We start from the raw sequence: 22,220 nt of genomic DNA, 5'->3' as shown, positions 1-22,220 counted from the left end.
GGCGCGCTGCCCGCACCGGCGCTTACGGTGTCGTCATGAGCACCGCGCTGCTGACCGACCGCTACGAGCTCACGATGCTCCAGGGAGCCCTCGCCGACGGCACCGCCGGGCGCCGCTGCGTGTTCGAGGTGTTCACCCGCCGCCTCCCGCACGGGCGCCGGTACGGGGTCCTCGCGGGCACCGGCCGGGTGCTCGAGGCGCTGGACGACTTCCGGTTCGGCGCCGAGGAGCTCGACTGGCTGGCCGCCGAGGGGGTCGTCGACGACGCCACGCTGGAGTTCCTCGCCGGGTACCGGTTCACCGGGACGATCCGCGGGTACGCGGAGGGCGAGATGTTCTTCCCGCACTCCCCCGTGCTCACGGTCGAGGGCACGTTCGCCGAGGCGGTGCTGCTCGAGACGCTCGTGCTGTCGATCCTCAACTACGACTCCGCGATCGCCTCGGCGGCGTCCCGCATGACCAGCGCCGCGATCGGCCGCCCGTGCCTGGAGATGGGCGCGCGCCGGGCGCACGAGCAGGCCGCCGTCGCCGCCGCCCGGGCCGCGGCCGTCGCCGGGTTCGCCGGGACGTCCAACCTCGAGGCCGGCCGCCGGTACGGGCTGCCGACGATCGGCACCGCGGCGCACGCGTTCACGCTGCTGCACGACGACGAGGAGGCCGCGTTCGCCGCGCAGGTCGCGTCCGCCGGGCCGGGGACGACGCTGCTCGTGGACACCTACGACGTGCGCCGCGGCGTCGAGCGGGCGGTCAAGGCCGCCGGTCCGGGGCTCGGCGCCGTGCGGCTCGACTCCGGCGACCTCGGGGTGCTCGCCCAGGAGGTGCGGGCCCAGCTCGACGGCCTCGGCGCGCGCGACACGAAGATCGTCGTGACGTCCGACCTGGACGAGTTCGCCATCGCCGCGCTGGCCGTGGCGCCGGTCGACTCCTACGGCGTCGGCACCTCGCTCGTCACCGGCTCCGGCGCCCCCACCTGCGGGATGGTCTACAAGCTCGTGGCCCGCGAGGGCGCCGACGGCCGGCTCGCGCCCGTCGCGAAGGCGTCGTTCGCCAAGGAGTCCGTCGGGGGCCGCAAGACCGCCGCCCGCCGCCTGGACGGCGACGGTCGCGCGGTCGAGGAGGTCGTGGTCGGCGGGGCCGACGAGGCCGTGCGGGACTGGGTGCCGGACAGCGAGGACCTGCGGGGCCTCGTGGTCCCGCTCGTGGTCGACGGCGCCGTGCAGCCCGGCTGGACCGGCCCCGAAGGCGTCGCGGCGGCGACCGCACGCCACGCGGCGTCCCGCGAGGAGCTGCCCCGCGGTGCCCGGCGCCTGTCCGCCGACGAGGCCGCGCTGCCGACGGTCACCCGGACGCTCTGACCCGGACTCCCCCGAGCGCGACAGCGCCCGCGCCCCCTGTCACCAGGGAGCGCGGGCGCTGTCGTGCTCGGTGCGCGTCGTCAGACGCGGGCCTTGCCCCGGCGCAGCAGGCCGAGGATCAGGCTGACGACCAGCACGGCGATACCGATCCAGAGGAGGAACTTCGCCGCCTCCACGGCCACGCCGAGGACCAGCAGCACGACACCGATGATGACGAGGATCAGCCACGTAGGCATTCCAGCGCTCCTTCCGTCCCCCTGCTCCATGGTCCGCCGGGTCTGATTCCCGGCGAACGCCCTGTTCACAGGAATGACACTGGCAGGGATCGGACGGTTCGGCACGTCGAACGCCCCGGTTGCGCCGGCGGCGCTCCCTGGTATGCGCGCCGCGCTGACCTGCGGCGTCGCCGCGGGTGTGACGTGCGTCAGCGCTTGCCGACGAACCACCCGCGGAGCATCGTCACCCGCGCCTCGAGCTGCGCCGGGTCGGCCAGCGCGACCTCCGGCCCCCCGCACCGCCGCCGCAGCTCGGTGTGCACCGCGCCGTGCGGCTGGCCGCTGCGCCGGGCCCACGCGCCGACCAGCTGGGCGAGCTCCTTGCGCAGCTCGGCCTGCTTGCGGTGATCCATCTCGGCGCGGTCCTCGGCGGCCTGCGCGCGGCCCTTCTTCGCGCTCTGCTGGCTCGCCTGGCGCTGCCGGAGCAGGGTCGTCACCTGGTCGGGGTCCAGCAGGCCGGGCAGCCCGAGGAAGTCGAGCTCCTCCTCGGAGCCCACGTCCGCGCCCGTCCCGAACTCGCCGCCGTCGAACAGCACGCGGTCGAACGACGCCTGCGCCTCCAGCGCCTCGAACGTGCCCTGCAGCGCGTCGGAGCCCTTCTCGGACCGGTTCGCCTCGGCGACCAGCGCGTCCTCGGGGTGGTAGTCCTCGCCCTGCTCCTCCGCCGTGAGCGGTCGGTCCAGGGCGTGGTCCCGCTCGACCTCCAGGGCGTTGGCGAGCGCCAGCAGCGGGGCGACGCTCGGCAGGAACACCGACGCCGTCTCCCCGCGCTTGCGGGCGCGCACGAACCGCCCGATGGCCTGCGCGAAGAACAGCGGCGTGGCCGCGCTCGTCGCGTACACGCCGACCGCGAGCCGCGGGACGTCGACGCCCTCGGACACCATGCGCACCGCGACCAGCCACCGGTCGTCGGAGTCCGAGAACTCGTCGATCCGGGCGCTGGCCCCCTCGTCGTCCGACAGGACCACCGTGGGCGACTTCCCGGTGATCCGGGCGAGGTGACCGGCGTACGCGCGGGCGTCCGTCTGGTCCGTCGCGATGACCATCGCCCCGGCGTCGGGCACCGAGCGGCGGACCTCGGTCAGGCGGCGGTCCGCGGCGGCCAGCACCGACGGGATCCACTCGCCGTCCGGGTTGAGCGCCGTGCGCCACGCCTGCGCGGTCATGTCCTTGGTCAGCGGCTCCCCCAGGCGGGCGCTGATCTCGTCGCCCGCCTTCGTGCGCCAGCGCATCGACCCGGAGTACGTGAGGAACAGCACGGGGCGGACCACGTGGTCCCGGAGCGCCTCGGCGTACCCGTACGTGTAGTCGGCCTTGCTGCGCCGGATGCCGTCGACGCCGCGCTCGTACTCGACGAACGGGATCGCCGCGGTGTCCGACCGGAACGGCGTGCCGGTGAGCGCGAGGCGCCGGGTCGCGCCCTCGAACGCCTCACGGACAGCGTCGCCCCAGGACAGCGCGTCGCCGCCGTGGTGCACCTCGTCCAGGATCACCAGCGTGCGGGCGGCCGTGGTGCGGGCCGCGTGCAGCGCCGGCTTCGCCGCGACGCCCGCGTAGGTGAGCGCGACGCCGTCGAACCCGTGGCCGTGCCGGCCCTGCGCGTTCTTGAAGTTCGGGTCGAGCTTGATGCCCACCCGCGCGGCGGCGTCGGCCCACTGGTGCTTGAGGTGCTCGGTGGGCGCGACGACGGTCACCCGGCGCACGATCCCCGCCTGCAGCAGCTCCGTGGCGATCCGCAGGGCGAACGTCGTCTTGCCGGCGCCCGGCGTCGCGACCGCGAGGAAGTCCCGCGGGCCGGTGGCCATGTACTGCTCGAGCGCCTCGGCCTGCCAGGCGCGCAGCTTCCCCGCCGTCCCCCACGGCGCACGCCCCGGGAACGCCGGCGGCAGGTGCGAGGCGGCCGACGTGGACGCGTGCGTGGCGGGTGCGGACGACGGGCGGTCCGCGGCGGTCACTGTCCGCCGGAGGAGTCGCCCGAGCCCTTGCCGCGGCCGAAGCCGCCCCAGCGGCGACCGCCGGACCCCGAGCCGGAGCCGCCGTCACCGCCGTCCTGCGGCTCGCGGAGACCCTCGAAGATCTCCTTGCACACGGGGCACACCGGGAACTTGTTCGGGTCGCGGCCCGGCACCCAGACCTTCCCGCACAGCGCGACCACGGGCTTGCCGGACAGCGCCGACTCCATGATCTTCTCCTTGCGCACGTAGTGCGCGAAGCGCTCGTGGTCCCCCGGCTCGGCGAGCTGCTCCTCCGGGCGCTCCAGCAGCCCGGTGCCGGTGCCGGTGCTGGGGTCCGAGAGTCGGTCCGGCTCGGTGCTCGGCGGCAGGGGCTCACTCATGCCGTCCATCGTACGCGGCCCCTCCGACACCCCCGCTGTGACGACCCGCACCCCGCCCGCTCCCGCCCCGCCGGCCGCGACCCGCCCCGCCCCGCCGTCGCCGCCTCCCCGCCGCGCCCACGAGGTCGTCAGTCCTGCACGAGGTCGTCAGTCCTGCACGAGGTCGTCAGTCCTGCGGGACGACCTCGTGTCGTGGTGACGACCTCGCGGCAGGTCGAGGGCCGTCGCCACCCGGCGGGACAGGGTCGCCGGTGCGCGGAGGTCCGTCCAGGTGACGCGGAGCACGCGCCAGCCGGCCTCCTCGAGCGCGTCCTGACGCCGCTTCTCCTCGAACACCACTGTGGCCGGCGACCGGCCGAACGCGCCGGTGTACTTCACGAAGCCGTCGAACTCGACGAGCACGCCCCGGTCCGGCCAGCCCAGGTCGGCGCGGAACACCCCGAGCCGCGTCGTGACGGCGAGCTGCGGCACGCCCGGCGGCAGTCCGGCCCTCGCGAGGTGCCACCGCGTCAGCGACTCCCCCGGCGACTCCGCCCGCCCGTCGGCGAACGCGAGCACCTCCCGAGCAGCCGCGACACCCCGTCGCCCCGCCCGCTCGGCGACCAGGGCGGCGACGCGCGCAGGGTCCGCGCCCAGGCGGAGAGCCGAGTCGGCGACCACGACGCCGGCCTCGCGCGGCAGCGTACCCGCGCAGTCGACGAGCGTCCGTGCCAGCCCGGTCACCGGGAGACCCTGGACGACGTCCCGGTCCGCGTCCGCCACGTCGCCGTGGTGCCGGGCGACGGCCGGGTCGCCGTGGACGTGGGGCCGGCTGCGCTGCACCACGTGCGTGAGGTCCGGCACCTCGAGCACGTCGCAGCCCCACAGCAGAGCGGCCGTCAGGTGGCTGAACCAGGCGGGCGCGCGCTGGTCGGCGTGCACGGCGCGCACCCGGGCGACGGCGGCGCGTCGGCGCGCGAGGTGCTCCGCCTCCGGGCCCGTGGCAGGCGGGAGGTAGGCGCCACGCCGCAGCCGCCGCCATGCGGCATCCGACCGCACGCGCCGCATGTCCTCCGGGAGCGCGTCCCGGGAGAGCAGCACGCCGTCCCGTACCGCGTCCCACGCCGTTCCCCGGCCTGCTCCCGAGCTCGTCGACATCCCGTCAGGCTGCCCGTCACGACGGCCGCTGACCAGCACGGCGACAACACCTGGGGACGACCGCCGGCGCGTCGCCACGGAGGCGTCGCGCGTCCCGATGCGCGAGGTCGTCACTCCGTCACGAGGTCGTCCCGCAGGACTGACGACCTCGTGACGGAGTGACGACCTCGGCGGACGGGGCGGCCGCCCGGCGGGGCGGCCGCCCGGCCGGCTAGATGCCCTGCCAGGAGGGCTTGGCGTCGAAGGTCTCGCGGTAGTACGCCGCGAGCTGCAGGCGGCTCGCGGCGGCCTCGTCGACCAGGACCGTCGCGTGCGGGTGGTGCTGCAGGACGGTGCCCGGCCACATCGCGCTGACGGGGCCCTCGACGAGCTGGTGCACGGCCTCGGCCTTGTGCTTCCCGGTCGCGAGGAGCAGCACGTGCCGGGCCGACATGATCGTCGCGAGCCCCTGGGTCAGGCAGTGCGTCGGCACGCGGTCGACGTCCCCGTCGAAGAACCGGGCGTTGTCCTCGCGGGTCTGCCGGGTGAGGGTCTTGATCCGGGTGCGGGAGGCGAGCGAGGAGCCGGGCTCGTTGAAGGCGATGTGACCGTCGGTGCCGACGCCGAGGAGCTGGACGTCGACGCCGCCCGCCTCGGTGATCGCCGCCTCGTAGGCCGCGCAGGCGGCCGGGATGTCGGAGGCCAGCCCGTCGGGGCCCTGCACGTCGGCGGGGTCGATGTCGACCCGCGACGCGAACTCCTTCTCGATGACGTTGCGGTACCGCTCGGGGTGGTCGGCGGGCAGCCCGACGTACTCGTCGAGCATGAACGCGCGCACCCCGGCAAAGGACAGGCCCTCCTCGGTGTGCCGCCGCGCGAGCTCGTCGTACACGGCCAGCGGGCTGGACCCCGTCGCGATGCCGAGGACCGCGTGCCGGCCCTCCGCGGCGCGGGCGCGCAGCACCTGCTCGACCGTGTCGGCCGCGAGCCGGGCCAGCTCCGGCCCGGGTGCGATGACGACCTCCATCAGGACTCCTTCCGTCCGACCAGCGCGGCACCCACGGCACCCACCGGCACTCCGCGCGGCGCGAGGCTGACCCGCTCCGCCATGTGCATCGCGGCCAGGAACGGCGAGTCCCGGGCCACACGGTCCAGCTCGGCGCGCACGACGTCGAGCAGCGGGTCACCGAGCTCGCTCACCCCGCCGCCGACGACCACGTGCGCCACGTCGGTGGTCAGCAGCAGCACCCGCACGGCTGCGGCGACGGCGTCCGCGAACCGGTCCCGCACCGCGAGCGCGGCCGGGTCGCCGGTGGCGGCCGCCTCGAACAGCGCGACGGGTGCGGGGCGGTCGTCGGGCCGGCCGTCGGCGAGCCCGGCCCAGGCGGCGCCCAGCGCACTCCCGGAAGCGTACTGCTCCAGGCACCCGCGCTGGCCGCAGGGGCAGGGCAGGCCGCCGGGCACGTGCACGAGGTGGCCGATCTCCCCCGCGACGCCGCTCGCGCCGCGCCGGAGCCGGCCGTCGAGCACCAGCCCGGCGGCGAGGCCCGTGCCGAGCGCCAGGAACGCGAGGTCCGGCGCGGGGTCGGGCAGCAGGTGCGCGGCGCCGAGCGCGGCGACGTTGAGGTCGTTCTCCAGCCGCACGGCGACGCCCCCGAGCGCGGCGGACACCTGGGCGGCGAGCGGCACGCCGGCCTCGATCCCGAGGTTCACGGCGTGCTCGACGCGCCCGGTCGCCGGGTCGACGATGCCGGGCAGCCCGATGCCCACGCCGAGGAGGTCGCCGGGGACGAGCCCCGCCTCCTCGACCAGGCGCCGCACGGCCTCGGCCGCGGTGGTCGCGACGGCGTCGCCGCCCCGGCGCGTCGGCAGCCGCAGCCCGGCGCCGGTCTCCCCGTCGGGCCCGACGAGCACGCCGAGCGTCTTCGTCCCGCCGACGTCGAGGCCCACGGACCAGCCGGTCGGCGCAGCCGTCGCCCGGGGCCCCGCGACGTCCTCGCGGGGCCAGGTGATCACCTCGTCCACGTCAGCCCTTCACCGCTCCGGACACCAGTCCCGACGTCATCCTGCCCTGCACGATGAGGAAGAACACGATCACGGGCACGGCGATGAGCGTCGAGGCGGCCATGACCTCGCCCCAGTCGACGCCGCGGTTGGCGGACGCGGCCAGGAAGGTGCGCAGCCACAGCGGGAGCGTCTGGGCCGACTCGGCGGGCAGGGCGACCAGCGCGACGGTGAACTCGTTCCAGGCCTGCAGGAACGCGTAGACGCCGGACGCGACGAGCCCGGGGGCGAGCAGGGGGAACGTGATCCGCAGGAACGCCTTGGTGCGGCTGAGCCCGTCGACCATGGCGGCCTCCTCGAGCTCGATCGGCACCCCGGCGACGAAGCCCCGCAGCATCCAGATCGTGAACGGGACCACGGCCGCCGTGTAGAGGACCGTGACGCCGACGACGCTGTTGAGCAGGTTCACCGACGACAGCATCTTGTACTGCGCGATGAACAGGCCCTCGGCCGGCAGCATCTGCACGAACAGCACGGCGACGACGAACGCGAGCCGGCCGCGGAACCGGAACCGGCTGATCGCCAGCGCCCCGAAGAACGCGATGACCAGCACCGCGAGCACGGTCAGGCCGGTGATCGCCAGGCTCATCTGCAGGGCCGAGCCGAACGACGAGCCGTCGAGCACCCGGCGGTAGTTGCCGAGCGTGGGGTTGGTCGGCAGGAACGACGGCGTCGCGGAGCGCAGCCGGGCCGCCGGGAGCACCGACGACAGCACCATCCAGTACACCGGGAAGGCCCAGACGAGGGCGACGACGACGGCGAGCAGGCCGAGCAGCGCACGGCGCACGCGGCGGGCGAGACGCCCCCCGGCGCGGCCCTGCGAGGCGTCGGTGCCCGGTGCCGACGGCACGGCCGGCACCCCGGCGCGGGCGGGCTGCGCGGCGAGCGGCCCGGTCGCCGGCGACGGGGAGGTCGTGGCGCTCATCGGTCCTCCTTCAGCAGGTTCTGGACGTAGGGCCAGCTGAGCAGGACCGTGAGGGCGAGCACCATGATCGACACGGCGGCGGCGCCGGCGAAGTCCTGCCGGCCGATGCCGAGCTCGTAGATGAAGTTGCCCAGCAGGTTCGTCTCGCTCACCGGGGCGCCGCCGTCCTGCAGCAGCCGGATCTGCGCGAACACCCGCAGGTCCCAGATGATCTGCAGCAGCAGCACGATGGACAGCACCGGCCGCACCAGCGGCAGGGTGATGTTCCAGAAGATCCGGGAGGGGCCGGCGCCGTCGATGCGGGCGGCCTCGAGCACCTCGTCCGACACCTGCGTGAGCGCGGCGTACACCGACAGCGCCACGAACGGCACGGACATCCACACGATGATGAGCGTGGCGACGAGGAAGAAGGACAGCGGCTGCGCGAGCCACGCGTGCCCGGCGTAGGAGTCGAAGCCGAGCTGGACCAGCAGCCAGTTGACGACGCCGGTGCGCCAGTCGAACAGCCACTTCCAGACGGTGACCGCGGCGACCAGCGGCATCGCCCACGCGAGCAGCAGCGAGACCTGCAGCACGACCCGGACGACGGGGTGCACGGCCTTCATGAGCAGGGCGAGCAGGACGCCGATGCCGACGGTGACGAAGGCGTTCACCAGGCAGAAGGCGATCGAGCGCACGACCACGGCCCACAGCCGGTCGTCGGAGAAGATCCGGGCGTAGTTGTCGAGCCCGACGAACGTCGGCGGCTGGCCGAACTGCTGGGCCAGCCCGAACTCCTGCAGCGAGGTGACGACCTGCCAGTACAGCGGGTAGCCGAGCCCGACCAGGAGGATCCCCACGACGGGGACCAGGAGGACGTACGGGGCGAAGCGGGGGCCGGTGCGCCGGGGGCGGGTGCTCGCAGCGGGAGCCGGCGGGGCGGGCGCGGGACGCGCCGCGGTGGTGGACATGCACCTTCTCCTTCCAGGACGGACGGGCCGGCCGGCCGCGGGGCGCGTGGCGCCCCGCGGCCGGATCGGTGTCAGCCCTCGCCGTTGAGCATCGGCGTGATGGTCTCGTCGTACTGCGCGGCGAGCTCCGTCACGTCACCACCCTCGGCGATCTTCTGGAACAGCTCCTCGTAGACGAACGCGCCCTCCACCGCGGCCCAGCCCGGCGCCGCCGGGGTGAGCTTGGACGCGGCGGCGGTGTCGATCATCGTCTGCGCGAACTCGTCGTCGCCGAGCGAGTCGACGTACTGCGCGTTCGCCGGGCCGAGGCCGTTCTCGCCGAGCATCTGCTGGTACTCCGGCGAGAAGACGATCCGCAGCAGGTTCTCGGACAGCTCCGGGTGCTGGGACTGCGCCGAGATCGCCAGGTTCGACCCACCGGCGAACACCGGCGCGAGGCCGCCGTCGGCACCGGGCAGGGCGAAGATGCCGAACTTCTCGGTGTCCGCCATGCCGTCGCGGACCTCCTCGCCGTCGTCGTTCGTGGTGAGGTCGCCGATCGACCAGCGGGCCCAGCCCGGGGCCATGATCGTCGCCGCGGCCGGGGCCGCGCCCTCGGCGGTGTCGTTCAGGAAGTCCCAGTACGCGACGTCACGCTCGGTGGCCGGCACGTTCGAGGAGCCCTGGTAGACGGCCTGCCACTGCTCCAGGCCCGCGATCGTCTTCGGGTCGGACAGCGTGGAGGTCCACTCGCCGCCGTCCTCGGTGGCGAGCTCGCCGCCGTTGGCGAAGACCCAGGAGATGCCGTTGCGCCAGTCCTGCCCGCCGATCGCGAAGCCCGACTGGGTGTCGGTGCGGAGCGTGGCGACCGACTCGGAGAACTCGGCCAGCGTCGTGGGCGGGGTGAGCCCGGCCGCCGTCCAGATGTCCTTCCGGTAGAACATGTAGCGCGAGCCGAAGTAGTACGGCAGCGCGTAGTTCTTGCCGTCCGCCTCGCCGACCTCGACGAAGGACTGCAGCAGGTCGTCGCCGCCCAGCTCCTCGTACAGCGGGGTGAGGTCGCGGAACGCGCCGACGGTGGTGAACGTCGGCGACTGGGTGTTGCCGACCTCCACGACGTCCGGGGTGTTCTCCTTGTCGGGGAGGGCCGTGGTGAGCTTGGTCACCACGTCGTCCCAGGTCTGCTCCTCGATGACGAGGGTCGAGCCCGGGTTCTCCTCCTCGAAGGTGGTCTTCAGGTAGTCGCGCAGCTCGTCCGGCGTGTCCGCGCCGTTGAGCCAGAGGGTGATCTCCGCGGCCTCGGCGGTGCCGTCGGAGCTGGTCGGGGTGTCGTCGTCGCCCGACGAGCAGGCGGTCAGCGCGAGCGCCGCCGCCACACCGACGGCTGCCATCCGTACGATCTTCACGTTGGTGTTCCTCCCTGATGCGTGGCGAGGCCGAGAGGCGTCGCCGGGGGTGTGAGTACCGGCACTGCAGGCGGTCGGCTCGGGGTCGTCACGTGACCCCGAGCTGACCGGACAGCACGAGAGCCGCGGCGCCCGAGAGCGCCCCGTCCTCGTCCAGCGAGCCCATCCGGAGCACCAGGTCCTGCCCCAGCAGGGGCATGGTCCGGGCCCGGACGGTGGCGAGCGCCTCGACCGTGAGGGCTCCGCCCAGCAGCTCCGGCGGGCCGGAGAGCAGGACCTCGGCGAGGTTGAGCGCACTGACGACGGGAGCGAGGGCGAGCCCCAGCTTCCGCCCGACCGACGCGAGGACCGCGTCGGACTCCTCGGGGCTGCGGCCGGCGGTGGCGCGGCGCAGCGCGGGCAGGGAGAGCAGGGTCTCGAGGCAGCCGGCGCGCCCGCACGCGCACGGCCGCGGCTCGGGGTCGCCGGCGCGGACGTCGCGGTCGTCGACGACGGTGACGTGCCCGATCTCGCCGGCGGCGTTCGCGCGGCCCCGGACGAGCGCGCCGTCCAGCACGATGCCCGCGCCGACGCCCTGGCCGACCGTGACGACCATGAGGCCGGCGCCGCTCGCGCCGCCGTAGGTGTACTCCCCCAGCGCGTGGGTGTTCGCGTCGTTGGCGACCTGCACGGGGACGCCCAGGCTCGCGGTGAGGCGCGCGGCGAGCGGGAGGTCGTACCAGCCGCGGTTGGGTGCGGCGACGACGACGCCGCTGGAGTCGATGACGCCCGGGGAGCCGATGCCCACGCCGACGACCGGCCGGTCCGCCGCGGCGAGCAGCTCCCGGCACAGGTCCTCCAGGACGACCACGGCGGCGTCCCCGGTGCGCCCGTCGAGCGACACGGTGCGCCGGGCGACGATCACGCCGGTCAGCGTCATGACCGCGCCGCGCAGGCTGGCGTCGTCGGCGAGGTCCACGGCGACCACCTGGAGGTCCTCGGTGCGCATGCCGACGAGCGTCGCGGGCTTGCCGACCCGTCCCTCCGGCCGGACGCCGAGCTCCTCCGCCAGGCCCTCGGAGATGAGCACCGACACCAGGTCGGAGACCGTCACGCGGGTCAGGCCGGTGCTGCGCGCCAGGTCGGCGCGGGACGACGGGCCCTGGTGGAACAGGTGCTGCAGGACCATCGCGCGGTTGTGCGCACGGGCGTGCTCGGGGAGCACCTTGGCGGTGGGGCGCAGTGTCCGCCCCACCCCCCTCAGGGAGGGTCCCGCGGACGGCGTCGTCGTCGTCATGTTTGTTAGTAGACCTTCCTTACTAATCGGCGTCAAGGAGTTCGTGTGACCGTGACCACACCGTGACCGGGCGTTCACCGGGCCGACATCGACGCCGCGCAGGGCCCGGCGCGGGCCGGGCGTGCGGGAATGCGCCCCGCTCGCCCGCGCTTGCACCGGCCATGGAGCTCGGTCTGTACACCTTCGGCGACGTCCACCCCGACCCGGTGTCGGGGACCCGCACCTCCCCCGCGCAGCGGCTGCGCGAGATCCTCGAGCGCGTGCGGCTCGCCGAGCAGGTGGGCCTCGACCACGTCGGCGTCGGCGAGCACCACCGCCCCGACTACGCCGTCTCCTCGCCGTCGACGGTCATCGCCGCGGCGCTCGCCCAGACCGAGCGGATCAGCGTCGGCAGCGCGGTGACGGTGCTGTCGACCGAGGACCCGGTGCGCGTCTACCAGCAGTTCGCGACGATGGACCTGCTGTCCGGCGGCCGCGTCGAGCTGCTCGCCGGACGCGGGTCCTTCATCGAGTCCTACCCGCTGTTCGGGGCGTCGCTGGACGACTACGACGCGCTGTTCGACGAGAAGATCCGGCTCCTGCTCCGCATCGACCGGGGCAACCCCGTCACGTGGTCCGGCCGGTTCCGGGCGCCGCTGCACGCCGCCGAGATCCTGCCGCGGCCGACGGACAAGCCGGGCCTCGGCGAGCACCTGCGGATCGCGGTCGCCACCGGGGGCAACCCGGCGTCCTCCGAGCGCGCGGGCCGCCTGGGCCTGCCGGTGTCCTACGCGATCATCGGGGGCCGCCCCGCCGACTTCGCCGGGCTGGTGCGGCTGTACCGCCGCGCGCACGAGGAGGCCGGCCACGACGCGGCCACCCGCCGGGTCGAGGTCGCCGGCATGGGGTTCGTCGCCGAGGACGGCCGGGCCGCGCGGGACTTCTTCTTCCCCTACTGGCGGGACTCGATGCGCCGGATCGCGGCCGAGCGCGGCTTCGCCATCCCGAACCGGATCGCGTTCGAGAGCCAGTCCGCGACGGGCGGCGCGTACTTCGTGGGGGCGCCGGAGGAGGTCGCCGAGCGGATCGTCGCGCTGCACGGGGTGCTGGGGCACGACCGGCAGATCTTCCAGATGGACCTCAGCGGCGTGCCGCAGCGCGAGTCCCTGCGGGCGATCGAGCTGCTGGGCACGCGCGTCGCCCCGCTGGTCCGCGAGGCGCTGGCGGGCTGACCCGGGGCGAGCCAGGCCCGAGGCCCCGCTGGTACCGACGTCCTGCTCGCGGTGCCGCCGGACGTGGATACGGTGGCACCTGTTGGTTCTGCCTCCGAGAGGGACTTCCCGTGACTGCACCCGTCGACGCCACCACCACCGGCGCCTGGACCGCCCTGACCGCGCACCGCGACGCGCTCACCCCCGACCTGCGGGGCTGGTTCGACGCCGACCCGGAGCGCGCGACCCGCCTGACCCGCCAGGTCGGCGACCTGACCGTCGACCTGTCCAAGAACCTCGTCACCGACGAGACCCTGGAGCTGCTCACCCGGCTCGCCACGGAGGTCGACCTCGGGGGCCGCCTCGCCGCGATGTTCGCCGGCGAGCACATCAACGTCACGGAGGACCGCGCCGTGCTGCACACGGCCCTGCGGCGCCCGTCCGACGCGGAGCCCGCCCTCGTGGTCGACGGCCAGGACGTCGACGCCGACGTGCAGGAGGTCCTCGCCAAGGTCGCCGCGTTCGCCGACAAGGTCCGCTCCGGCGAGTGGACCGGCGTGACCGGCGAGCGCGTGCGGACCGTCGTGAACATCGGCATCGGCGGCTCGGACCTCGGCCCGGTCATGGCGTACGAGGCGCTCAAGCCGTACGTGCAGGAGGGCCTCGAGGTCCGGTTCGTGTCGAACATCGACCCGACCGACATCGCCGAGAAGACGAAGGACCTGGACCCGGCGACGACCCTGTTCATCGTCGCCTCCAAGACGTTCGGCACGCTCGAGACGCTCACCAACGCGCGGCTCGCCCGCGACTGGCTGTGGACGGGCCTGGTCGCCGCCGGCGCCATCGAGGACACCGAGGAGGCCCGCACCGGCGCCGTCGCGAAGCACTTCGTCGCCGTGTCGACCGCGCTCGACAAGGTCGCGGAGTTCGGCATCGACCCCGAGAACGCCTTCGGGTTCTGGGACTGGGTCGGCGGCCGCTACTCCGTCGACTCCGCCATCGGCACGTCGCTGGCCGTGGCGATCGGCCCGGACGCGTTCGGCGAGCTGCTCGAGGGCTTCCACGCGGTCGACGAGCACGTCCGCACCACCCCGTTCGACCAGAACGTCCCCGTGCTGATGGGCCTGCTCAACGTCTGGTACGTCAACTTCCTGGACGCGCACACCCACGCGGTGCTGCCCTACGCCCAGTACCTGCACCGGTTCCCGGCGTACCTGCAGCAGCTGACGATGGAGTCGAACGGCAAGTCGGTCCGCTGGGACGGCTCCCCCGTCACCACGCAGACCGGCGAGGTGTTCTGGGGCGAGCCCGGCACGAACGGCCAGCACGCGTTCTACCAGCTGATCCACCAGGGCACGCGGCTGATCCCGGCGGACTTCATCGCGGTGGCCAACCCGGCGCACCCGCTGAAGGACGGCGACACCGACGTGCACGCGCTGTTCCTGGCGAACTTCTTCGCGCAGACCAAGGCGCTCGCGTTCGGCAAGACCGCCGACGAGGTCCGCGCCGAGGGCACCGCGGAGGCGGTCGTCCCGGCCCGCGTGTTCAGCGGCAACCGCCCGACCACGTCGATCCTGGCGCCGGCGCTCACGCCGTCGGTGCTCGGCCAGCTCATCGCGCTGTACGAGCACATCACGTTCGTCGAGGGCGTGGTCTGGGGCATCGACTCGTTCGACCAGTGGGGCGTCGAGCTCGGCAAGAAGCTGGCGCTCGAGATCGCCCCGGCCGTCGAGGGCGACACCGACGCGCTGGCCGGGCAGGACCCGTCAACCCGCGCGCTCATCGCGCGGTACCTGGAGCTGCGCGGCTGACCGAGGCACGGACGGGCCCGCACGACCGCGTGTCGTGCGGGCCCGTCGCGCGTCCACCGACGGGGCGGGCGCTCAGGGCCGCGGCGGCGCCCCGTCCGCGTCGACGAGCACGTCGGACCCGCCGGCGTCGTCGAGCAGCGCGCCGTCCTCTCCGGACGGCTGCCGCGGCACCCCGGCCGACCGGGACGGGCCGGCCGGCCGCCCGGCGACGGCCGGCGCCGCCGCGGGCGTCGGCGTGCTCCCGATCCGCATGCCGTAGAACGACCGGTGCACGAAGAACGCCGACACCAGGAAGAACACCGCCGCGAGCACGTGCACCAGGCTCCCGCGGCCGTCGTCGGTCAGGCTCACGGCGAGCTCCACGGCCAGCAGCCCGAACAGCGTCGTGAACTTGATGACCGGGTTGAGGGCGACCGACGACGTGTCCTTGTACGGGTCCCCGACGGTGTCGCCGACGATCGTCGCGTCGTGCAGGGCCGTGCCCTTGGCGTGCAGGTCGACCTCCACGATCTTCTTCGCGTTGTCCCAGGCGCCGCCCGCGTTCGCCATGAAGATCGCCTGGTAGAGGCCGAACACGGCGATGGAGATCAGGTAGCCGATGAAGAAGAACGGCTCGACGAACGCGAAGGACAGCGTCGCGAAGAACACCGCCAGGAACATCGTCAGCATGCCGCGCTGGGCGTACTGCGTGCAGATCTCCACGACTCGCCGCGAGTCCTCCTCGCTCGCGCGGGTGCTGCCGTCGAGCCGGATGGTGCCCTTGATGAACTCGACCGCCCGGTACGCACCGGTGGTGACCGCCTGGATGGACGCCCCGGTGAACCAGAAGATGATCGCGCCGCCCGTGATGAGCCCGAGCAGGAACGGCGGGTGCAGCAGGGACAGCTTCTCCAGGTCCGTGGTGAGCGTGTCCGTCAGCCCGACGATGATCGAGAAGATCATCGTGGTGGCGCCCACGACGGCGGTGCCGATCAGCACCGGCTTCGCGGTGGCCTTGAACGTGTTGCCGGCCCCGTCGTTCTCCTCCAGCATCCGCTTCGCGGTCTCCCACTGCGGGTCGACCCCGTGCTCGGCGCGCAGCTGCTCGGCCGCGCCGGGGAGCTCCTCGATGAGCGAGAGCTCGTACACGCTCTGCGCGTTGTCGGTCACGGGCCCGTAGGAGTCGACGGCGATGGTCACCGGTCCCATCCCGAGGAACCCGAACGCGACGAGCCCGAAGGCGAACACCGCGGGCGCGACCATCAGCTGGTCCAGCCCCTGCTCGCTGATCAGGAACGCGCCGCCCATGAGGCCGACCACCGTCATGCCGAGCCAGTACGCCGAGAAGTTGCCGGCGACCAGGCCGGACAGGATGTTCAGCGACGGCCCGCCCTCGCGCGAGGAGCTCACGACCTCGCGCACGTGCCGGCTGCTGGTCGAGGTGAACACCTTGACCAGCTCCGGGATGAGCGCCCCGGCGAGGGTGCCGCAGGAGATGATCGTGGCGGCCTTCCACCAGAACCCCGCGCCCGCCCCGTCCAGGTGGCCGAGCACCGCCCAGGTCGTGCCGTAGGTGAACGCGATGCTCACCGCCGACGTGAGCCACACGAGCGACGTGAGGGGCCGCTCGAAGTCGATCCGCTCGGCCTCGGCGTACCGAGCGCGGGTCAGCGCGTCGTTCGCCAGGTACGACACCGCCGAGGCGATGACCATCACCGCGCGGACCACGAACAGCCACACCAGGAGCGTGGCCTGCACCGCGGGGCTGTCGACCGCGAGCAGCACGAACGTCACCAGCGCCACGCCCGTGACCCCGTAGGTCTCGAAGCCGTCGGCGCTCGGGCCGACCGAGTCGCCCGCGTTGTCGCCGGTGCAGTCCGCGATGACCCCGGGGTTGCGGGCGTCGTCCTCCTTGATCTTGAACACGATCTTCATGAGGTCCGAGCCGATGTCGGCGATCTTGGTGAAGATGCCGCCCGCGATCCGCAGGGCCGAGGCGCCGAGGGACTCCCCGACGGCGAAGCCGATGAAGCAGGCGCCCGCGACGTCGGCAGGCAGCAGCAGCAGGATCAGCAGCATCATGAGCAGCTCGAGGCTGATCAGCACCATGCCGATCGACATGCCCGACTTCAGCGGGATGCGGTGCACCGGCAGCGGCCGGCCGTCGAGCGCGGCGAACGCGGTGCGGGAGTTCGCGAAGGTGTTGACCCGGATCCCGAACCAGGCGACGGCGTACGAGCCGGCCATGCCGAGCAGGCTGAACCCGATGATCATCCCGACCCGGCCCCACCCGAAGCCGACGAGCGCCTTGTAGTAGACGACGATCACCGCGGCGATGAACACCCACAGCACCAGCAGGAACCGGCCCTGCTGCGTCAGGTAGGTCCGGCAGGTGGAGTAGATCAGCTCCGAGATCTCCCGCATCGCGGCGTGCACGGGCAGGCGGCGCAGCTGCACGTAGCTGACGACGCCGAACGCCAGGCCGAGCACGCACACCAGCAGCCCGATGCCGAGCAGCAGCCGCCCGGACACCCCGCCGAGCACGGTCACGGCGCCGAGGTCGGGCAGCGCGAGGCTGGCCTCACCGCCGTGCACCGCGCCCGCCGCCGTGTCGCCGCCCGCGGTCGACGACGACGCGCAGCCCCCGAGCACCAGGGCGAGCGCGGCGACCCCGAGCAGCGGACCACGCCGCCGGCGGCCGGGGGGTGCCCCTGCGGGGGGCGCTCCGGCGGCCGGCGCCCCCGTGGGGGGTGCCGATCCGACGGTACGGGTACGGGTACGGGTACGGGTGCGAACCTCGGTGTCCACTGATCGAGTCCCTGGTGAGAGCGCCTTCGCTGCCACTCTCGACGCTAGGACCGCGCCCCGCTCACCACCGGTGACGTACGGCCCAGGACCTCAGGCCCAGCGCCCCAGCCGCTCGGCCAGCAGCGCGAGCGCCACGGGGCCCGCGGTGGAGGTCCGTAGGACGTGGGGCCCAAGCCGCACCGTCACCGCCCCCGCCTCGACCAGGGCGTCGACCTCGCGCGCGGAGATCCCGCCCTCGGGGCCGACGACCACGAGCACCTCGGCCGCCGTGCCGGGCGCGGGCAGCGCCGCCTCGGCGAGCGGGACGGTCGCCTCCTCGTGCAGCACGAGCACCGCGCCGCCCGCCTCGACCACCTCGCGGGCCCGCCGGACCAGCGCGCCCCCGTCCGCCGCGAGAGCCACGTCGGGGACGTACGCCCGCCGCGCCTGCTTGGCCGCGGTCCGGACGGTGCCGAGCCAGCGCGCGCGGCTCTTCGCCGCCCGGTCCCCCCGCCACACGACGATCGACCGCTCGGCCTGCCACGGCAGGATGCCGTCGGCGCCGACCTCGGTGGCCGCCTCGATCGCGAGCTCGTCGCGGTCACCCTTCGCGAGCGCCTGGACCAGCACCAGCCGCGGGGCGGGGACCGGCTCGACCACCACCTCGCGGACGCGCAGGTGCACGCCCTCCGGCCCGACGGTGTCGACCTCGCCGACCAGCCGGGTGCCGGCGCAGTCGACCACGTCGACCCGCTCCCCCGGCGCCCGGCGCTGCACGACGCCGGCGTGCCGACCCTCGGTGCCGTAGAGCAGGTAGGTGCCGCCGGCCGCGAGCGCGCCGAGGCTGCCCGGCTCGGCCAGGAAGACCGGTGCGGTCACGCTCAGCGCCCGGAGAGCTTGTCGCGCAGCTTCGCGAACACGCCGCCGTTCGACGCGGACAGGCGGGCCTCGGGGCGCTCCTCGCCGCGCAGGCCGGCGAGCTGCCGGAGCAGCTCGGCCTGCTGGTCGTCGAGCGCGGTCGGGACCTGGACGTCGACGTGCACGTGCAGGTCCCCGCGGCCGCCGGCGTGCAGGTGCCCCACGCCGAGGCCGCGCAGCGTGACGACCTGCGCGGGCTGGGTGCCCGGGCGCAGGTCGACCTCCTGCGGGCCGTCGAGCGTGTCGAGCGTCAGCACGGTGCCCAGCGCGGCGGCGGTCATGGGGACGTGCAGGGTGCAGTGCAGGTCGTCGCCCTCGCGCAGGAACGTGTCGTGCTTGCGCTCCCGGACCTCCAGGTAGACGTCGCCGGCGGGGCCGCCCGCGGGGCCGACCTCGCCCTGCGCGGTGAGCTTGATCCGGGTGCCCGTGTCGACGCCGGCGGGGACGTCGACCTCCAGGACGCGGCGGGAGCGGACGCGGCCCTCGCCGGCGCACTCGGTGCAGGGCTCGGGGATGACGGTGCCGAACCCGTGGCACGCGGCGCACGGCTGGGACGTCATGACCTGGCCGAGGAACGACCGGGCGACCCGCTGGACGGTGCCGCGGCCGCCGCAGACGTCGCAGGTGCGCGGCGACGTGCCCGGGCGGCAGCAGCTGCCGTCGCAGGTCGGGCAGACGACGGCGGTCTCGACCGGGACCTCGCGGTGCGTGCCGAAGGTCGCCTCCGCCAGGTCGATGTCGAGCCGCACCAGGGCGTCCTGGCCGCGGCGGGCGCGCGGGATCGGGCCCCGCTGCGCGCCCGCGCCCGCGGCGGCGCCGAAGAACGTCTCGAAGATGTCCTGGAAGCCGAAGCCCCCGCCCATGCCGCCGCCGGGGGACGACGGGTCGGCGCCCATGTCGTACATCCGGCGCTTCTCCGGGTTCGACAGGACGTCGTAGGCGCGGGACACGTCCTTGAACCGGTCCTCGGACGCCGCGTCCGCCCCGGCCACGTCGGGGTGCAGCTCCCGGGCCAGCCGGCGGTACGCCTTCTTGATCTGCTCGGGCGAGGCGTCGCGGTCGACGCCCAGCACCTCGTAGTAGTCGCTCACTCGTCACTTCTTCCTGCGGGTCGGTCGCACACGTCGACGCGGGTCGGTGGCACCGGCGCGCGGCCGGGCGGGGGCTGGGTGCCGGTCGGGGGTCACCCGGCGAGGATCCGGGACAGGTAGCGGGCGACGGCGCGGACCGTCGCGATGGTGCCCGGGTAGTCCATGCGCAGCGGCCCGACGGACCCGATCCGGGCGACGGACGAGCCGCCCCCGTCCGGGCCGCCGTAGCCGGTGGTCACGAAGCTGGTCTCCACGAGGCCCTCGTGCTGGGTCTCGCGGCCGATGCGGACCGACACGGCGGCCTCGTCCTCGGCCATCTCGGTGAGCAGCCGCAGCAGGACCACCTGCTCCTCGAGCGCCTCCAGCACCGGGCTGACGTTCCGGGCGAAGTCGGCGCCGCCGCCGCGCACCAGGTTGGCGGTGCCGGCGAGCACGACGCGCTCCTCGCTCTCCCGGGCGAGGGTGTCCTCCACCACGCCGACGACCCCGCGCACCAGCGCGGCGTCCCCCGGCGCGAACGCGTCCGCGAGGCCGGCGAGCACCTGGTCGAGCTCGGCCAGGCGACGGCCGGTGGCCATGACGTTCAGCTGGGCGCGCAGCCGGGCGACGACCATCGCGTCCAGCGGCTCCGCCAGCTCGAGGGTGCGCTGCTCGACCCGCCCGTGGTCGGTGATGATGACGACGAGCAGGTGCCGGTCCCCCACCGGGACGAGCTCCACGTGCCGCAGGGCCGTGCGCCGCAGCGACGGGTACTGCACGACCGCGACCTGGTGGGTGAGCTGCGCGAGCAGCCGCACGGCGCGGTCGACCACGTCGTCCAGGTCGGCGGCGTCCTCCATGAACGTCTCGATGGCGCGGCGCTCCGGGGCGGACAGCGGCTTGACGGTCGCGAGCCGGTCGACGAAGAGCCGGTAGCCCTTGTCGGTCGGCACCCGGCCGGCCGAGGTGTGCGGCTGCACGATGTAGCCGGACTCCTCCAGCGCCGCCATGTCGTTGCGGATGGTCGCCGGCGAGACGCCGAGCGAGTGCCGCTCGACGAGCGCCCGCGAGCCCACCGGCTCACGGGTGGCGACGTAGTCCTCGACGATCGCGCGCAGCACGTCCAGCCTGCGGTCCTCGCTCATCGCACCTCCCGACGGCCCGACCCGGTGCCTCGGACACGGCCCTGAGCGGCCGTCCGGGTAGCACTCACCTGTCCCGAGTGCCAATTCTACTCGGCCGCGGAAGCCCTCGCCGCGTCCCGCCGCCGCGCGACGAGGTCGACGACGCCCACGACGAGCGCGACGGCGACGAGAGCCACCGTGATCAGCAGCGCGCGGCCGGCCGCCACCGACCCCTCGACCCCCGACGCGAGCGCCGAGTAGTAGGTGGACAGCGCCACCGCGACGCCCAGCGCGCTGCCCACGCGCTGGCCGACCTGGAGCATGCTCCCCGCCACCCCCGCGCGGTCCAGCGGCACCCGCGCCAGCGTCAGGGTCTGGTTCGGGGCGATGACCAGGCCGCTGCCGGCGCCGGCGACCATCTGCGTGGCCGCGACCGCGAACGCCACCGCCGGCGGGTCGACGAGCCGGATCATGAGGTCCGTGCCGACCAGCCCCGCCAGCACCAGGACGAGGCCGACCACCACCAGGCCGCGGCCGCGCTCCGCCACCAGCCGCCCCGACTGCTGCGCCGCGACCGCCGAGGCGATCGCGAACGGCATGCCCACCAGGCCCGCCTGCAGCGGCGTGAACCCGGCGATCTGCTGCAGGTACAGGGTCGTCACCAGGAACACGGCGGTGAACCCCGCGAAGTACGCCATCCCGAGCAGGGCGCCGTTCCGGAACGCCGGCTCCCCGTACACCCGGGGGTCGAGCACCGCCGCGCCCGTGCTCCGCTGGTACCGCCGCTCCCACAGCACCGTCGCCACCGCGAGCACCGCCGCGACGGCGAGCCACCACCAGCGGCCCGGGTCGTCCCCGTCCCCGCCCGTCGTCGTGACGAACGGCACCATCACCGCCGTGGTGGTCAGCGCCACGAGGGCCAGGCCGGGGATGTCGAGCCGGGGCCGGCCGTCGGGCCGCGCGATGCCAGGCGGTGCCCCGGCCGCGCGGCGCGGCAGGAACCGGACCGCCAGCGGCAGCACGACGGCGATCACCGGGACGTTGACGAAGAACACCCACCGCCAGCCGTGCTCGGCGCCCGCCACCTGGATGATGAGGCCGCCGAGCGCGGGGCCGATGGCCGTCGAGACGCCGATCGTCGCGCCGAAGTACCCGAACGCCTTCCCGCGCTCGTAGCCGGTGAACAGCTGCTGGATGGTGCCGACCACCTGCGGGTTGAGCAGGCCGGCGCTGGCGCCCTGGAGCAGGCGCATGACGGCCAGCATCTCGTCCGAGGTCGAGAGCCCGGCGCCCAGGCTGGTCAGCGCGAAGCCGGTCAGCCCGACCAGGAACAGCGCGCGCCGGCCCCGCGCGTCCCCGAGCCGCCCCGCCGGCACCAGCACGAGGCCGAACGCCAGCGTGTACCCCGCGACGATGAGCTGGAGCTGGCTCGCGCCCGCGTCGAGGCTGCGCTCGATGGACGGCAGCGCCACGTTGACGATCGAGACGTCGAGCATCGTGATGAAGCCGATCGCCAGGCAGACGGCGAGCGCGCGCCAGCGGTGCGGGTCGGGCTCGGTGCTCGGCTGCGGCGCGGGCCGCGGCCCGGGGTGCGGCGTGGGTTCCGGGGCGGGCTGCGGCGCGGACGGGCCGTGCGCGGGGGTGGACGTCACCGTCGTGT

At 74.3% G+C, this 22,220-nt stretch carries 18 protein-coding genes; 3 read left to right on the top strand and 15 right to left on the bottom strand.

Features of this window, described 5'->3' with window-relative positions:
• Positions 1-35: 35 nt before the first annotated feature.
• Positions 36-1,355, top strand: a complete 1,320-nt coding sequence (locus QNH85_RS08705) for a nicotinate phosphoribosyltransferase (protein WP_282945798.1) — start codon at positions 36-38, stop codon at positions 1,353-1,355.
• An 80-nt stretch (positions 1,356-1,435) separates the two neighbouring features.
• On the opposite strand, the gene QNH85_RS08700 is transcribed toward QNH85_RS08705, so the two are convergent.
• The 10 genes from QNH85_RS08700 to QNH85_RS08655 all read right to left on the bottom strand — a co-directional run bounded on the left by QNH85_RS08700 (position 1,436) and on the right by QNH85_RS08655 (position 11,681).
• Positions 1,436-1,591 carry a hypothetical protein gene (locus tag QNH85_RS08700; RefSeq protein WP_213282755.1) on the bottom strand — a complete coding sequence of 52 codons (156 nt, stop codon included), beginning with the start codon at positions 1,589-1,591 and terminating at the stop codon, positions 1,436-1,438.
• A gap of 188 nt (positions 1,592-1,779) precedes the next feature.
• On the bottom strand, positions 1,780-3,585 hold the full coding sequence (locus QNH85_RS08695; RefSeq protein WP_282945796.1) for a DEAD/DEAH box helicase: 1,806 nt from the start codon (positions 3,583-3,585) through the stop codon (positions 1,780-1,782).
• Complete coding sequence (locus QNH85_RS08690) at positions 3,582-3,965, bottom strand: DUF3039 domain-containing protein (protein WP_282945794.1); 384 nt, start codon at positions 3,963-3,965, stop codon at positions 3,582-3,584. Before QNH85_RS08690 ends, QNH85_RS08695 begins: the two co-directional genes overlap by 4 nt.
• A 147-nt stretch (positions 3,966-4,112) precedes the next feature.
• Positions 4,113-5,102 (bottom strand): hypothetical protein, encoded by a 990-nt coding sequence (locus QNH85_RS08685; protein WP_282945792.1) that lies wholly within the window; start codon positions 5,100-5,102, stop codon positions 4,113-4,115.
• A 211-nt stretch (positions 5,103-5,313) separates the two neighbouring features.
• Positions 5,314-6,108 carry a glucosamine-6-phosphate deaminase gene (nagB, locus tag QNH85_RS08680; protein ID WP_282945790.1) on the bottom strand — a complete coding sequence of 265 codons (795 nt, stop codon included), beginning with the start codon at positions 6,106-6,108 and terminating at the stop codon, positions 5,314-5,316.
• Entirely contained in the window at positions 6,108-7,106 is a 999-nt protein-coding gene (locus QNH85_RS08675; RefSeq protein ID WP_346016304.1) for an ROK family protein, read from the bottom strand. The genes nagB and QNH85_RS08675 overlap by 1 nt, the downstream gene beginning before the upstream one ends.
• A 1-nt stretch (position 7,107) precedes the next feature.
• Positions 7,108-8,070 carry a carbohydrate ABC transporter permease gene (locus tag QNH85_RS08670; protein ID WP_282945788.1) on the bottom strand — a complete coding sequence of 321 codons (963 nt, stop codon included), beginning with the start codon at positions 8,068-8,070 and terminating at the stop codon, positions 7,108-7,110.
• A complete protein-coding gene (locus QNH85_RS08665; protein WP_282945787.1) occupies positions 8,067-9,020 on the bottom strand; it encodes a carbohydrate ABC transporter permease in 954 nt (317 codons plus the stop codon). The genes QNH85_RS08670 and QNH85_RS08665 overlap by 4 nt, the downstream gene beginning before the upstream one ends.
• Before the next feature lie 71 nt (positions 9,021-9,091).
• Entirely contained in the window at positions 9,092-10,390 is a 1,299-nt protein-coding gene (locus QNH85_RS08660) for an extracellular solute-binding protein (RefSeq protein WP_282945785.1), read from the bottom strand.
• 103 nt (positions 10,391-10,493) lie between these two features.
• Complete coding sequence (locus tag QNH85_RS08655; RefSeq protein WP_282945783.1) at positions 10,494-11,681, bottom strand: ROK family transcriptional regulator; 1,188 nt, start codon at positions 11,679-11,681, stop codon at positions 10,494-10,496.
• A gap of 161 nt (positions 11,682-11,842) precedes the next feature.
• On the opposite strand from QNH85_RS08655, the gene QNH85_RS08650 reads away from it, so the two are divergent.
• Positions 11,843-12,892: an LLM class flavin-dependent oxidoreductase gene (locus QNH85_RS08650; protein ID WP_282945781.1), complete on the top strand. Its 1,050-nt coding sequence runs from the start codon at positions 11,843-11,845 to the stop codon at positions 12,890-12,892.
• 110 nt (positions 12,893-13,002) lie between these two features.
• On the top strand, positions 13,003-14,682 hold the full coding sequence (gene pgi, locus QNH85_RS08645) for a glucose-6-phosphate isomerase (protein WP_282945779.1): 1,680 nt from the start codon (positions 13,003-13,005) through the stop codon (positions 14,680-14,682).
• A 72-nt stretch (positions 14,683-14,754) separates the two neighbouring features.
• Here the strand turns inward: pgi and QNH85_RS08640 are convergent, their stop codons facing one another.
• From QNH85_RS08640 to QNH85_RS08620, 5 genes are all read right to left on the bottom strand, one after another.
• Positions 14,755-17,313 (bottom strand): sodium-translocating pyrophosphatase, encoded by a 2,559-nt coding sequence (locus tag QNH85_RS08640; RefSeq protein WP_282945777.1) that lies wholly within the window; start codon positions 17,311-17,313, stop codon positions 14,755-14,757.
• Between the two features lie 246 nt (positions 17,314-17,559).
• Entirely contained in the window at positions 17,560-18,327 is a 768-nt protein-coding gene (locus QNH85_RS08635; protein ID WP_282945775.1) for a 16S rRNA (uracil(1498)-N(3))-methyltransferase, read from the bottom strand.
• Positions 18,328-18,329: 2 nt separating this feature from the next.
• A complete protein-coding gene (gene dnaJ, locus QNH85_RS08630) occupies positions 18,330-19,457 on the bottom strand; it encodes a molecular chaperone DnaJ (RefSeq protein ID WP_282945773.1) in 1,128 nt (375 codons plus the stop codon).
• 92 nt (positions 19,458-19,549) lie between these two features.
• Complete coding sequence (hrcA, locus tag QNH85_RS08625) at positions 19,550-20,581, bottom strand: heat-inducible transcriptional repressor HrcA (RefSeq protein WP_282945771.1); 1,032 nt, start codon at positions 20,579-20,581, stop codon at positions 19,550-19,552.
• Positions 20,582-20,667: 86 nt separating this feature from the next.
• Complete coding sequence (locus QNH85_RS08620; protein ID WP_282945769.1) at positions 20,668-22,212, bottom strand: MFS transporter; 1,545 nt, start codon at positions 22,210-22,212, stop codon at positions 20,668-20,670.
• Positions 22,213-22,220: the final 8 nt, after the last annotated feature.

It is taken from the genome of Cellulomonas endometrii (assembly GCF_949769265.1).
GTDB classification, from domain to species: domain Bacteria; phylum Actinomycetota; class Actinomycetes; order Actinomycetales; family Cellulomonadaceae; genus Cellulomonas; species Cellulomonas endometrii.
Note: the sequence above shows the minus strand (reverse complement) of the source record. Positions and strands in the feature narration are given on the sequence as shown.

Bases quoted from the DNA above. Each gene is read 5' to 3' on its own strand.
- QNH85_RS08665 (WP_282945787.1), bottom strand. From the start codon at position 9,020: ATGTCCACCACCGCGGCGCGTCCCGCGCCCGCCCCGCCGGCTCCCGCT.
- hrcA (WP_282945771.1), bottom strand. From the start codon at position 20,581: ATGAGCGAGGACCGCAGGCTGGACGTGCTGCGCGCGATCGTCGAGGAC.
- QNH85_RS08660 (WP_282945785.1), bottom strand. From the start codon at position 10,390: ATGGCAGCCGTCGGTGTGGCGGCGGCGCTCGCGCTGACCGCCTGCTCG.
- QNH85_RS08705 (WP_282945798.1), top strand. From the start codon at position 36: ATGAGCACCGCGCTGCTGACCGACCGCTACGAGCTCACGATGCTCCAG.
- QNH85_RS08650 (WP_282945781.1), top strand. From the start codon at position 11,843: ATGGAGCTCGGTCTGTACACCTTCGGCGACGTCCACCCCGACCCGGTG.
- QNH85_RS08655 (WP_282945783.1), bottom strand. From the start codon at position 11,681: ATGACGACGACGACGCCGTCCGCGGGACCCTCCCTGAGGGGGGTGGGG.
- nagB (WP_282945790.1), bottom strand. From the start codon at position 6,108: ATGGAGGTCGTCATCGCACCCGGGCCGGAGCTGGCCCGGCTCGCGGCC.
- QNH85_RS08690 (WP_282945794.1), bottom strand. From the start codon at position 3,965: ATGAGTGAGCCCCTGCCGCCGAGCACCGAGCCGGACCGACTCTCGGAC.
- QNH85_RS08685 (WP_282945792.1), bottom strand. From the start codon at position 5,102: ATGTCGACGAGCTCGGGAGCAGGCCGGGGAACGGCGTGGGACGCGGTA.
- QNH85_RS08670 (WP_282945788.1), bottom strand. From the start codon at position 8,070: ATGAGCGCCACGACCTCCCCGTCGCCGGCGACCGGGCCGCTCGCCGCG.
- QNH85_RS08700 (WP_213282755.1), bottom strand. From the start codon at position 1,591: ATGCCTACGTGGCTGATCCTCGTCATCATCGGTGTCGTGCTGCTGGTC.